General features: G+C 50.8%; 11 protein-coding genes. 6 read left to right on the top strand and 5 right to left on the bottom strand.

What is annotated here, in order from left to right:
- Positions 1 to 92 precede the first annotated feature (92 nt).
- From prc to CJP72_RS24420, 3 genes are all read right to left on the bottom strand, one after another.
- The gene (prc, locus tag CJP72_RS24430; protein ID WP_162383831.1) at positions 93 to 2,141 is read right to left on the bottom strand and encodes a carboxy terminal-processing peptidase; all 2,049 of its coding nucleotides are present in this window, start codon (positions 2,139 to 2,141) and stop codon (positions 93 to 95) included.
- 19 nt (positions 2,142 to 2,160) lie between these two features.
- Complete coding sequence (gene proQ, locus CJP72_RS24425) at positions 2,161 to 2,847, bottom strand: RNA chaperone ProQ (protein WP_162383830.1); 687 nt, start codon at positions 2,845 to 2,847, stop codon at positions 2,161 to 2,163.
- A gap of 97 nt (positions 2,848 to 2,944) precedes the next feature.
- On the bottom strand, positions 2,945 to 3,442 hold the full coding sequence (locus CJP72_RS24420) for a GAF domain-containing protein (RefSeq protein ID WP_193568883.1): 498 nt from the start codon (positions 3,440 to 3,442) through the stop codon (positions 2,945 to 2,947).
- A gap of 128 nt (positions 3,443 to 3,570) precedes the next feature.
- Between CJP72_RS24420 and yebS the strand changes: the two genes are divergently transcribed.
- The 5 genes from yebS to CJP72_RS24395 all read left to right on the top strand — a co-directional run bounded on the left by yebS (position 3,571) and on the right by CJP72_RS24395 (position 9,622).
- Complete coding sequence (gene yebS / locus CJP72_RS24415) at positions 3,571 to 4,866, top strand: membrane integrity lipid transport subunit YebS (RefSeq protein ID WP_162383828.1); 1,296 nt, start codon at positions 3,571 to 3,573, stop codon at positions 4,864 to 4,866.
- Positions 4,823 to 7,456: a PqiB family protein gene (locus CJP72_RS24410; protein ID WP_162383827.1), complete on the top strand. Its 2,634-nt coding sequence runs from the start codon at positions 4,823 to 4,825 to the stop codon at positions 7,454 to 7,456. The genes yebS and CJP72_RS24410 overlap by 44 nt, the downstream gene beginning before the upstream one ends.
- A 78-nt stretch (positions 7,457 to 7,534) precedes the next feature.
- Complete coding sequence (gene rsmF, locus CJP72_RS24405) at positions 7,535 to 8,974, top strand: 16S rRNA (cytosine(1407)-C(5))-methyltransferase RsmF (RefSeq protein WP_162383826.1); 1,440 nt, start codon at positions 7,535 to 7,537, stop codon at positions 8,972 to 8,974.
- A 117-nt stretch (positions 8,975 to 9,091) separates the two neighbouring features.
- Positions 9,092 to 9,328: a YebV family protein gene (locus tag CJP72_RS24400; protein ID WP_162383832.1), complete on the top strand. Its 237-nt coding sequence runs from the start codon at positions 9,092 to 9,094 to the stop codon at positions 9,326 to 9,328.
- Positions 9,329 to 9,430: 102 nt separating this feature from the next.
- Entirely contained in the window at positions 9,431 to 9,622 is a 192-nt protein-coding gene (locus tag CJP72_RS24395; protein ID WP_162383825.1) for a YebW family protein, read from the top strand.
- On the opposite strand, the gene pphA is transcribed toward CJP72_RS24395, so the two are convergent.
- Entirely contained in the window at positions 9,623 to 10,285 is a 663-nt protein-coding gene (gene pphA, locus CJP72_RS24390; RefSeq protein ID WP_162383824.1) for a protein-serine/threonine phosphatase, read from the bottom strand.
- Positions 10,286 to 10,677: 392 nt separating this feature from the next.
- Complete coding sequence (locus CJP72_RS24385; protein ID WP_162383823.1) at positions 10,678 to 11,355, bottom strand: SDR family oxidoreductase; 678 nt, start codon at positions 11,353 to 11,355, stop codon at positions 10,678 to 10,680.
- A 328-nt stretch (positions 11,356 to 11,683) separates the two neighbouring features.
- Here CJP72_RS24385 and CJP72_RS24380 point away from each other — a divergent pair, with 328 nt between their 5' ends.
- Complete coding sequence (locus CJP72_RS24380) at positions 11,684 to 12,745, top strand: DUF4041 domain-containing protein (protein WP_238340167.1); 1,062 nt, start codon at positions 11,684 to 11,686, stop codon at positions 12,743 to 12,745.
- Positions 12,746 to 12,768: the final 23 nt, after the last annotated feature.

Below are 12,768 nucleotides of genomic sequence, written 5' to 3'. Positions count from 1 at the left end.
GCTCAAAGCTGAAAGCTTTACTGAACCCCCAGCCTAGCTGGGGGTTTTCTATAGACAAAAAAACAGGCACAATCTCTTGTGCCTGTTCAGGGTTATTGCGTGACTGCGGGTTGTTCCGCAGGCTTCTCTTTCTCAAGATGGGCCAGGTCCAGCGCTATTTTCACCGTCTCATCAAGATACGGATCGGGCTCCTGGTAATCCTTCGGCAGATCGTCCAGGTTCTTCAGCGGTGGTTTGCCTTCACGTTTAAAGCGGTCGTTGATACGCGCCAGTCGCATTGCATCATCTTCGTTATTCTCTTTTTCACGTTGCGCAAAATTGAGAGATACGATGTTGCGTTTATCTTTCATGGCGTTGTAACGGGCAATATCCTTCATGATGTACTGGAATTCAGGATCGCTGGCGATACGCGCAGTGTGATCTTTGAGCAATTCAGGACCAAATGGCGTTAAATCCTCTGACTTCACATAGGTTGCCGCGTCAACACTGTCCCACGGCAACGCGTTATCTTCGAACTTCTCACCGGTTTCAGTCTCTTCATTACCTGTCGGCATGAGGATATCGGGTGTAACGCCTTTACGCTGAGTACTTCCGCCATTGACACGATAGAACTTCTGGATTGTGTATTGCACGGAACCCAACGCTGGCCATTCAGGACGCAGCATCTGATCGTAAATGCGATTCAGTGAACGGTACTGCTGCACGGTGCCCTTCCCGAAGGTTGGCTCACCCACGATCAGCGCACGCCCGTAATCCTGCATTGCTGCGGCAAAAATCTCGGATGCGGATGCGCTAAAGCGGTCGACTAACACCACCAGCGGACCTTTGTAGTAAACAACGCCGTCGGTGTCGCTGTCTTCGCGAACCTTACCATTGTTGTCACGCACCTGAACAACCGGGCCTGACGGAATAAACAAACCGGAGAGCGAAACGGCTTCTGTCAGCGCGCCGCCGCCGTTGGTACGCAGATCGATAACGACGCTGCTCACGTTCTGTTTTTCCAGTTTCTGCAGTTGGACTTTGACATCATCCGTCAGACCAACATAGAAACCTGGAATATCCAGAACGCCCACTTTTTCTTTGCCAACGGTTTTCACCGACATTTTGACTGCACGGTCTTCAAGGCGAATACGTTCACGCGTCAGCGTAACAATTCGGGTCTTCGTGCCTTTACCGGCAGGCAGGATCTCAAGACGAACTTTACTGCCCTTCGGTCCTTTGATCAGCGCAACGACATCATCCAGACGCCAGCCAATCACATCCACCATGCCTTTACCGTTCTGGCCCACGCCCACAATGCGATCGCCAACGCTTATCGCTTTGCTCTTCGCCGCCGGACCACCGGCCACCATGGAATTGATGACCGTGTAATCATCATCCATTTGCAGCACAGCGCCAATACCTTCCAGAGACAGGCTCATTTCGGTATTGAATTGTTCCGTGTTACGCGGGGAAAGGTAATTGGTATGCGGATCGATTTCGCGAGCGAAAGCGGTCATTGCCAGGGAGAAAACGTCTTCACTGTTGGTCTGCGCCAGACGGCGAATGGCAAATTTGTAGCGACGCGTTAGCGTCTCACGAATTTCTTTGTCGGTCTTGCCTGTTAACTTCAGGCTCAACTCGTCAAATTTTACCTTTCCATCCCACAGCGCATTCAACTCGGCCTCATTCTTCGGCCAGGGCGCTTTGCTGCGATCAAGGTTAAACGTATCGGTACCGGTGAAGTCCATCGGCCGCTCCAGTACGCTTAACGCATACTGATAACGTTCAAATCGACGTTTTTGCGCCAGATTATAGAGATCGTAGAAGACATCCAGTTTGCCCGAGCGCAGTTCATCGCCCAGGACGGTTTTCTTTTTAGCAAACTGCTCGACATCGCTCGCCAACAACACATTGTGGCTAAAATCGAGTAAATTCAGATAACGATCGAAAATTTTCGCCGAAAACGACTGATCCAGATCGAACTGACGATAGTGAGAACGTGTGAAACGGGACGTCACACGTTCACTCACTGTCGCATGCTGTGTTTCTTCCTTCAGTACAGGAATTTGATCGGCACGCGTAATGTCGTCCACAGCAAATGACTGGCCTGCTATTGCAAGCAGGCCAGCTAATGCGGTAAGCCTAAAAAAAGTGTTCATGCCCGGCCTGGCCTCCGTTTCAGAACACCAGGTGTTCTGCGCGTACTATCAAAGACATACCCGAATTCAGCTGTACACGGACGCCATCTTTGGTGATTTCTAATACGGTGGCATCCATCGCATTATTGCCTGCTTTCACCTTCAGAGACTGCCCTACCGTGAGGACTGAAATGTCAGAAACCGGGGTGTGCTGCTCTTCGCGAGGTGCACGAGGTGCTTTCGCTGCCGGTTTCTCAGCGCGAACTTTACCTTCAGCGCCTTCTTTGCGGCGTGGTGCAGGACGCGGCTTACGTTCGCGACGCGGAGCGTCTTCTTTTTCGCCTGCGGCAGCGGCAGCTTCGCGTTTTTTCGCTTGCTGTTCTGCGCGCTGCGCCTGAACGCGAGCTTTTGCTTCTTCAAGCTGCTTACGTGCATGCTCAACGTGCTGCTCATCCAGCTCACCACAAGGGTTGCCATCGAGATCGACACGCGTTGCACCCAGTTTGACACCGTACAGGTAACGCCAGCTTGAAGTATAAAGACGTAAAGCGGAGCGCAGTTGCGTCTTGCTAAGGTTCATTTCGCCTTCAACGCGCTCTACCAGATCCTGAAAAATGCCAATTTTCAGCGGGCGCGCTTCGCCTTCCGCACTAAAGCAGTGAGGAAAACGTTCGGCCAAAAATGCGATAACTTCTTTACTGCTATTCAACTTAGGTTGATTTTCCATGAAATTTCCTGATTACAACGGACGTAGCCAACTAGCCGCAGGCATGAACAGGCGTCATTATAATGACGTCATCAGTAATTGCTACGTTATCCGTTGATTATCCTGCGTCGGCCGCAAAGAATTTTTTGTAATCCGTCATTGCAAGCACCGCCTCAAGCTGTGCGACAAGCTGACGTAGCCCCTGTTCATCTTCTTTAGTGAAGCGGCCGAATGCCGTGCTATCAATGTCCAACACCCCCACGATCCGATTACCGACCGTCAGCGGCAGTACGATTTCGGAATTGCTGGCGGCATCGCACGCGATATGCCCGTCAAAGGCATGAACATCTTCGATACGCTGAATACGGTTCTGGGCGACTGCCGTGCCGCAGACGCCGCGCCCAACCGGGATACGCACGCAGGCGATTTTCCCCTGGAATGGGCCTAACACCAGCGTGTCGTTTTCAAGCAAGTAAAACCCCGCCCAATTCACTTCTGAAAGACGTTCATACAACAGCGCGCTCGTGTTCGCGAGTGTTGCCAGAAAGCTCGTTTCACCTGCCATTAATGCCTGAAAGTCGCGATTAAGATCCGCGTATAACTCTGTTTTGTTCATTTTATAATCACTTGGTTGTCTTACTTTAAACTGCAGCCTATTAAAATAAGCATTAAATGCGTTAATGCTCAAGATCATTCCCGTCATGAGTTAAGATTACATAAATCTAACACTTTGATTCGCGATACATGGCTCTTAATACCCCACATATCACGCCAACGAAAAAAATAGCGGTCAGATCCATCGGCGAGGCATTGCCCCGAGCACATTATCAACGTTGCCCTCAGTGCGACTTGCTGTTCAGCCTGCCCAAAATGCGTTCTTACCAGAGCGCGTATTGCCCCCGCTGTCAGGCCAAAATCCGTGACGGGCGCGACTGGTCGCTGACGCGTCTGGCGGCAATGGCCATCACGATGCTGTTGCTGATGCCTTTTGCCTGGGGTGAACCGCTGCTGCACATCTATTTACTCGGGGTACGCATTGACGCCAATGTCATGCAGGGTATCTGGCAGATGACAAAACAGGGTGATCCGATTACCGCCGCAATGGTGCTCTTTTGTGTCGCCGGTGCGCCGCTGGTGCTGGTGACGTCCATCGCCTATCTGTGGTTTGGCAACATTCTGGGGATGAACCTGCGTCCGGTGCTGTTGATGCTGGAGAGGCTAAAAGAGTGGGTCATGCTGGATATCTACCTGGTCGGCATCGCGGTGGCATCGATTAAAGTGCAGGATTACGCTTTTTTGCTGCCGGGTGTCGGGCTTATGGCCTTCATCGCGCTGGTGATCCTCAGTATTCTGACCTTATCCCACCTTAATGTAGAGCAATTATGGGATCGTTTTTACCCGCAAAAGCCAGCCCGGCGCCCAGACGAAAAACTTCGCGTTTGTCTGGGATGTCACTTTACGGGTTACCCCGATCCCCGTGGGCGTTGCCCTCGCTGTCATATCCCACTGCGGTTGCGCAGAAGACAGAGCATTCAAAAATGTTGGGCCGCCCTATTAGCCTCTATTGTCTTTTTGCTACCCGCCAACCTGATGCCCATTTCAATTATTTATGTCAATGGCGGGCGTCAGGAAGACACGATTTTTTCAGGTATTATGTCGCTGGCTAGCAGCAATGTTGCGGTGGCTGCCGTGGTCTTTATTGCCAGTATTCTGGTGCCATTTACCAAAATAATTGTGATGTTTACACTGTTGATCAGCATCCATTTTAACTCTGTGCTGGGGCTGCAAATACGTATCCGGCTTCTGCGCCTGGTCACCTGGATTGGTCGTTGGTCAATGCTGGATCTCTTTGTTATTTCATTAACGATGTCTCTGATTAATCGCGATCAGATACTGGCTTTTACTATGGGACCGGCTGCGCTGTATTTCGGCGCAGCGGTAATATTGACTATTCTTTCAGTCGAATGGCTGGATAGCCGCTTACTTTGGGATGCACATGAGTCAGGAAACACCCGCTTCGCCGCCGGAAGCGCAGATTAAAACAAAACGCCGTATTTCGCCCTTCTGGCTGCTGCCGCTCATTGCCCTGATGATCGCAGGATGGCTGGTATGGGGAAGTTATGAAGATCGCGGTAATACCGTCACCATCGATTTTATGTCGGCGGATGGCATTGTTCCTGGCCGAACTCCCGTGCGTTATCAAGGGGTTGAAGTCGGCACGGTGCAGGATGTCAACCTGAGCAAAGACCTGCGCAAAATCAAAGTTCGCGTCAGTATCAAGGCCGACATGAAAGATGCACTGCGTGAAGATACACAGTTCTGGCTGGTTACACCTAAAGCGTCGCTGGCGGGGGTTTCCGGTCTGGACGCGCTGGTCGGCGGTAACTATATCGGCATGATGCCTGGAAAAGGCGAACCCAGCGATCGCTTTGTGGCGCTGGATACACAGCCGAAATATCGCCTGAACAACGGCGAATTAATGATCCATCTTCAGGCGCCGGATCTCGGTTCTCTCAACAGTGGCGCGCTGGTTTATTTCCGTAAAATTCCTGTGGGGCGCGTCTATGACTACTCCATCAACCCCAACAAACAAGGGGTCACGATTGATGTGCTGATTGAACGCCGGTTCACTAACCTGGTGAAAAAAGGCAGCCGTTTCTGGAATGTCTCGGGGGTAAATGCTGACATCGGTCTTAGCGGCGCAAAAGTGAAACTGGAAAGTCTGGCGGCTCTGGTGAACGGCGCTATCGCGTTTGATTCCCCGGATAACTCTCAGCCCGCTGCTCAGGATGATACTTTCGGGTTGTACCAGGATCTCGCGCACAGTCAGCGTGGCGTACTGGTGAAACTTGAGCTGCCCAGTGGCGACGGTCTGAAGGCCGGTTCGACGCCATTGATGTATCAAGGGCTGGAAGTGGGTCAGTTAACCAAACTGCATCTCAACCCCGACGGTAAAGTGACCGGTGAAATGACGGTAGATCCCGCCGTGGTGACGCTACTGCGCGATTCAACACGTATTGAACTACGCAATCCGAAACTGTCGCTCAGCGATGCCAACCTCAGCGCATTACTCACCGGAAAAACCTTCGAACTGGTGCCCGGTGAAGGCGAACCGCGTAGCGAGTTTGTGGTGGTGCCAGGTGAGCAAGCCCTGCTTCATGAACAGAATGTGATGACTTTTACCCTCACGGCGCCGGAAAGCTACGGCATTGATGCCGGACAACCGCTTATTCTGCACGGGGTGCAGGTGGGCCAGGTCATTGAGCGTAAACTCACCAGCACAGGTGTCACATTTATTGTCGCTGTCGATCCACAACACCGCTCTCTGGTTCAGGGCGACAGCAAGTTCGTGGTCAATAGCCGCGTCGATGTCAAAGTCGGTCTGGACGGCATTGAGTTTCTTGGCGCCAGCGCCAGTGAATGGGTAAGCGGCGGCATTCGCATTTTGCCTAGCACAAAGGGTGAGATGAAGTCCAGTTATCCGCTGTATGCCAATCTGGAAAAAGCGGTAGAAAACAGCCTAAGCGACTTGCCAACAACCACCGTAAGCCTCAGCGCCGAAACGCTCCCGGATGTGCAGGCCGGTTCCGTCGTGCTGTACCGTAAATTTGAAGTCGGTGAAGTGATCACCGTGCGTCCGCGCGCCAATGCCTTTGATATTGATCTGCATATCAAACCTGAATACCGCAATCTGCTGACCAGTAACAGCGTGTTCTGGGCCGAAGGCGGCGCGAAAGTACAGCTCAATGGTAGCGGCCTTACCGTGCAAGCCGCCCCGCTTTCCCGTGCGCTAAAAGGGGCTATCAGCTTCGATAATTTGAGTGGAGCCAGCGCCAGCCAACGTAAAGGCGACAAACGGATCCTGTATGCATCAGAAACCGCAGCCCGCGCGGTCGGCAGCCAGATAACCCTACACGCCTTCGATGCAGGTAAACTCGCTGCCGGCATGCCGATTCGTTACCTCGGCATCGACATTGGCCAGATTCAGACGCTGGAGTTGATCACTGCGCGTAATGAAGTTCAGGCCAAAGCGGTACTCTACCCGGAATATGTGCAAACCTTCGCCCGGGGCGGCACCCGTTTCTCAGTGATCACCCCGCAAATTTCTGCCGCGGGCGTCGAGCATCTGGATACGATTTTGCAGCCTTACATCAACGTTGAACCGGGACGCGGCAACCCACGTCGCGAATTCGAGCTACAGGAAACCACCATTACTGACTCACGCTATCTTGATGGCCTGAGCATCGTGGTTGAAGCCCCTGAAGCCGGTTCGCTGAACATCGGTACCCCCGTCCTGTTCCGGGGTATTGAAGTGGGTACGGTAACGGGCATGACCTTAGGAACGATGTCTGACCGAGTGATGATTGCTATGCGCATCAGCCAGCGTTATCAGCACCTCGTACGCAATAATTCCGTCTTCTGGCTGGCTTCTGGCTACAGCCTTGATTTTGGTTTGACCGGCGGGGTCGTGAAAACAGGCACCTTCAACCAGTTCGTCCGCGGTGGTATCGCGTTCGCCACCCCGCCAGGCACGCCGCTGGCACCTAAAGCACAGGCGGGCAAACACTTCCTGCTGCTGGAGGTCGAACCCAAAGAGTGGCGCGAATGGGGTACTGCGCTCCCTCGCTAACCGCTTCGCTCCGGCGTGCCCGCGCCGGAGCGTTTATGCTACACTGCGCGCCTGTTTTACTGCCGGTGGTATATTCTTGTGGCTCAACACGCCGTTTATTTTCCTGAGGCCTTTCTGACGCAAATGCGTGAGACAATGCCTTCTACGCTCTGCTTTGATGATTTTCTCGCCGCCTGTCAGCGTCCACTACGCCGCAGTATTCGCGTCAACACCCTGAAAATCTCCGTTTCCGCGTTTCTCGAGTTGACGGCCCCTTACGGCTGGTCGCTGACGCCTGTCCCCTGGTGTGAGGAAGGTTTTTGGATAGAGCGAGATGATGAAGAGTCACTGCCGCTGGGCAGTACTGCCGAGCATTTAAGCGGTCTGTTTTATATTCAGGAAGCAAGCTCAATGCTGCCGGTCGCCGCACTGTTTGCCGACGGAAATAAACCGGAACGGGTCATGGACGTCGCCGCCGCCCCAGGTTCTAAAACCACGCAAATCGCCGCCAGAATGCATAACCAGGGCGCGATTCTGGCGAATGAGTTTTCTGCCAGCCGCGTCAAAGTGCTGCATGCGAATATCAGCCGTTGTGGGATCAGTAACGTCGCGCTGACCCATTTTGACGGTCGCGTGTTTGGTGCCGCAGTGCCAGAAATGTTTGATGCCATTCTGCTGGACGCGCCCTGTTCAGGCGAAGGCGTCGTGCGTAAAGATCCTGACGCGCTCAAAAATTGGTCTGTAGAGAGCAATCTTGACATTGCCGCCACTCAACGCGAGCTGATTGAGAGTGCATTCCACGCGTTGCGCCCCGGCGGAACGCTGGTTTATTCCACCTGTACGCTCAATCGCGATGAAAATGAAGCCGTCTGTCTGTGGCTGAAAGAGACCTGGCCGGAGGCGGTTGAATTTCTCCCGTTAGATGACTTATTTCCTGAGGCAACGCGCGCATTAACACCGGAAGGTTTTCTGCATGTCTTCCCACAGATTTATGACTGTGAAGGCTTCTTCGTCGCGCGTTTACGCAAAACCCAGACTATCCCTGCGTTACCGGCGCCAAAGTATAAAGTCGGCAATTTTCCATTTACGCCAGTAAAAGCTCGTGAAGCTGCGCAGATTACCCAGGCGGCTAACGCCAGCGGTCTGCAATGGACGGAGGATCTGCATCTCTGGCAGCGTGATAAAGAGATCTGGCTGTTCCCGGCGGCAATTGAAGGGCTGATTGGCAAAGTGCGCTTCTCCCGACTCGGTCTCAAATTAGCGGAAACCCATAATAAAGGGTTCCGTTGGCAGCATGAGGCCGTTATTGCTCTGGCCAATCCTGAGCACAAAAACGCCTTTGAACTTTCGCCGCAAGAAGCAGAAGAGTGGTATCGCGGTCGCGATGTTTATCCGCAGACCTCTCCTGCCACAGATGATGTTCTGGTGACATTCCAGCATCAGCCGATAGGTCTGGCAAAACGAATTGGTTCGCGCCTGAAAAATAGCTATCCCCGCGAACTGGTGCGAGACGGCAAACTGTTTAGCGGTAATGCGTAGAGGCGCATAAAAATAACGCACTTTTTTACTGGCGCTTTTGCCGTCGTTGACTACGCTGAAAATTGGGCGATCGAACTGGTCGTACCACAATCAGCAAATTTCAACGGAGAGCAAATGATGAAAACCAGTGTGCGTATTGGCGCTTTTGAAATTGACGACGGTGAGTTGCACGGTGAATCACCGGGGGATCGAACGTTAAGCATTCCGTGTAAATCCGATCCCGATTTATGTATGCAACTGGATGCCTGGGACGACGAAACCAGCATCCCCGCCCTTCTCAATGGAGAACATTCCGTTCTATTCCGCACCCGTTACGATCGCCATTCCGATGCCTGGGTCATGCGTCTTACCTGACCCAAAAAGAACCCGTCGCCAGACGGGTTATTTATTTCTTCCTTTCCCTCATACGATAACCTCTCCTACACTAACGGTACGGCAGTACAATTTGAGGATGGAATGTTCGCACTGGTACTTTTTGTTTGCTACCTGGATGGCGGTTGCGAGGATATCGTAGTGGATGTCTACAATACTGAGCAACAGTGCCTGTACTCAATGGACGATCAGCGAATTCGCCACGGAGGCTGTTTCCCTATAGAAGACTTTATTGATGGATTCTGGCTGCCGGCCCAGAAATACAGCGATTTATAATTACTGCAACTGTACCAACGTCAGTTCACCACCAAATACGGCGCCGGTATCAATATAGTGCAGGTTATCCATATCCACGCGATGACGTAACGGGGTATGACCGAACCAAAAGTGATCCGCTCCACGTATACCACCACCGCGTCCCGCCAGTCGTTCACTCAGACGTGAGCGACTCCACAACACCTCATGCAAGTTAACCGGTTTTTGCCACTGATACTCATCGTCCGGATAATCAGCATGCGCCACAACATGCGTACCCTTCTGGCAATGCAGTTCCAGAATCCAGGGGAGTTCGTGGCACCCTTCCAGCGCGCGCCTTGCCTGCGCCTGCTGCACTGCCGGTAATGCCATAAACCAGTTCCCGCCATTCATCGACCATAACGAAAATTCTTCTGATTTCAGCGCATCCAACGCCATTTGCTCGTGGTTACCTCTGATAGCCACCACCCAGTTTTTACGCAGCAACCGAAGGCAGCCTGGGCTGTCCGGGCCACGATCGATCACGTCTCCCACCGAGACCAGCAGATCCTGCCAGGGATCAAAATGGCATTCGCGTAATTTCGCCATGAGCAAAGAAAAGCACCCGTGGAGATCGCCCACAATCCAGACGTGCCGCCACTGGTTTCCTTCAATGCGCTGGTAGACATTATCAGGCTGTTTCATCTCTCCTCCTCCCCCATACGACACACCCTAAAAATTTAGCAACAGAGGCAAAAAAGCCTGGACGTTTGAGAGGCAGAGTATGGCGTGGTTAAAAAGAGTACAGCGTGTGGCGCAGGTTTGTGCCAGAAAATGACAGCGTATTTTGTATATAAAAAGAGAACGGGTACGATTTCCGCGTTGCCCTGAATTTTATTTTTTCTTTATAATTTATAGAAATACAACCAACTCAGTCTTAAAAAGACCGTTCTACGGAGTGTATTTAAAACCGCTGTAAACGTTGAAGCATCAACTGAGCGCAACGCCTTTTTCAGTCAGGCTTCAGGCTGAAAAAGGCTATTCCCAAATACCCATTCACGTTTTGTCTCCTGAATGGGCAAAGCGTCTTATTGCGGCTACCAGCTCAACGGTTTAGAGGTATAGTCCACGAAATGATGGCCCCCTTTTCCTTGATAGCTTTCAAGAACGTTAGCCAACCCTTTTACGCTTTCTTCAACCGTAAGCGGTGCCTGCGCGCCCCCCATATCGGTCTGCACCCAGCCCGGATGCAGTGACAGAAGCGTCAGACCACGAGAATCTGCCTCAGGTAACAAGGCTCGTGTCAGCATGTTCAGTGCAGATTTGCTTGCCGAGTAGAGAGGTATATCAGCCTGCGTATTTTCGTTAAGGCTGGCAAGTCTTGAACTGGTAAAGGCCAGAATCCCGGATCCCGGTTTAACGGCATCAAGGACTAAGTTTGCTAACCTGATTGGCGAGAACGTATTGGTCATAAATAATGACAAAAGATCTTCTGGTGTAGCAGAACAAACTGACTGATGCTCCGGCCCTTGCACGCCAGCATTAATCAAAATGACATCATATTGCCCAGGCTGCAGCAACTGACTGAAAGCCGTGCTTTGCTGCACATCATTAATATCGAGAGTCAGCCACTGAATTGCGGGAAAGGCCTCTGCTCCAACAGTCTGCCTGCGTGTAGCAGAGACAGCCCATCCCCGGTGGTGTAACTCCTGACTCAGGCCAAGCCCGATCCCCCGAGATGCGCCAATAATTAGTGCCTGATGTTGCTTACTCATATCTCCTCCGTTTGAGTATGGTCGGAATATGCCCTGCGCCAGAACTCAATGGCAGCGTGCGATCTTCCAAGGTCCTGATTGAATTGATACTGCTTCGGTAAGCATCTTGTACGTCGGCAGTTTTACCCCTAAAGATGATACCCAATTTTCCCCTACTCGCCAGAACCTGCTGGCACTCTTTCGAACGGCAGTTGAGTGCCAGGAGCGGAAGTTGCCTGCTCGTTGTACTTCGTGTTTTCAGGATAGAATACATGAACATATCACCATGATAATCATGGCAACATTTGGTACTATTTCCTTACTTTTATAAGGGAAGAGGATTTTTTAAATGGTCCTGGGACTAGCAATAGCGGTAGGTGTTCTTGCTGTTTTATTCGTGGTTATGATTGCGATGCATATTTTATTGAAGAAAAAGCATGCAATCGATCTTTTACGTTATAGCACGATTGTTGATCTTGAAGAAGAAGCACGAAAAATGAAAAAGGCTATGGATGATGAAGAAAAGTCCAGCCGCAATGCTATTGATAAAGAAGTGAAAGACAAGCGTACTGAAATAGATAGTGAAGTGAATGAAAAACGCCAAGCGATAGATAAAGAGGTTAAAGATAAAGATGCAGATATACAGAAGCGTGAAAAAATAGCGAGAGAGCTTATTGCGTCTCAGGAGCAAGAGCTAACCAGCTTAAAAAAATCGTATAATGAAAAGCGCCAGCTCTTGTTGGATCTCTCTGCAAAATTAGCAGAAGTTAGTGATTCTGTTGATATGATTGATTATGGTATATATAAACCGCATTTCGACTATCATGATTCCAAAGCTTTCCAGGAAGCCATTAGTTACAATAAGGAAAGGCAGAAAAGTCTAATTCGACAAGATGCTGCTTGTGACTTTAATACTAGTTGGGAGGTGAATGGTAGTAAGTCGGAAGGTAAAAAAATGATCAAACGTTATGTGAAATTGCTCGTCAGAGCATTCAATAGCGAGTGTGATGCCGCGATAGGCAAAATTAAGGCAGGCAATGTTGAGCAACTTAAAAAACGTATTGAAAGCGCTTTTGATGCACTCAATAAATTTGGACAATCAATGAATATAAGTATCACTTATGATTATCTTAATTTGCGGCTAGAAGAATTACTGCTTTGCCACGAAAAAGAACTTAAAATTCAGGATGAGAAAGATATCCTTAGAGAAGAACGTGAATTGCAACGAGAGGAAGAGAAAGCACAGCGTGAATACGAGAAAGCTATTCGCGACGAACAAAAGGCAGAGAAAGACTTCCAGATGGCAATGGAAAGAGCAAGAAAAGAGCTTGAAAAGGCAAATGCTGAAGAAAAATCCCGTATTGAAGCTAAAATGATCCTACCCGCGAATAGTGGACACGCGATTAAGTGAGTAAACTCTCAACCAGAGGTGAC

Origin of the sequence: Citrobacter sp. NCU1, assembly GCF_010231475.1 — a bacterium.
In the GTDB taxonomy this organism is placed as follows: Bacteria; Pseudomonadota; Gammaproteobacteria; order Enterobacterales; family Enterobacteriaceae; genus Citrobacter_D.
Note: the sequence above shows the minus strand (reverse complement) of the source record. Positions and strands in the feature narration are given on the sequence as shown.

Coding starts and splice junctions, on each gene's coding strand:
- prc (WP_162383831.1), bottom strand. CDS start 2,141: ATGAACACTTTTTTTAGGCTTACCGCATTAGCTGGCCTGCTTGCAATA.
- proQ (WP_162383830.1), bottom strand. CDS start 2,847: ATGGAAAATCAACCTAAGTTGAATAGCAGTAAAGAAGTTATCGCATTT.
- CJP72_RS24420 (WP_193568883.1), bottom strand. CDS start 3,442: ATGAACAAAACAGAGTTATACGCGGATCTTAATCGCGACTTTCAGGCA.
- yebS (WP_162383828.1), top strand. CDS start 3,571: ATGGCTCTTAATACCCCACATATCACGCCAACGAAAAAAATAGCGGTC.
- CJP72_RS24410 (WP_162383827.1), top strand. CDS start 4,823: ATGAGTCAGGAAACACCCGCTTCGCCGCCGGAAGCGCAGATTAAAACA.
- CJP72_RS24400 (WP_162383832.1), top strand. CDS start 9,092: ATGAAAACCAGTGTGCGTATTGGCGCTTTTGAAATTGACGACGGTGAG.
- CJP72_RS24395 (WP_162383825.1), top strand. CDS start 9,431: ATGTTCGCACTGGTACTTTTTGTTTGCTACCTGGATGGCGGTTGCGAG.
- pphA (WP_162383824.1), bottom strand. CDS start 10,285: ATGAAACAGCCTGATAATGTCTACCAGCGCATTGAAGGAAACCAGTGG.
- CJP72_RS24385 (WP_162383823.1), bottom strand. CDS start 11,355: ATGAGTAAGCAACATCAGGCACTAATTATTGGCGCATCTCGGGGGATC.
- CJP72_RS24380 (WP_238340167.1), top strand. CDS start 11,684: ATGGTCCTGGGACTAGCAATAGCGGTAGGTGTTCTTGCTGTTTTATTC.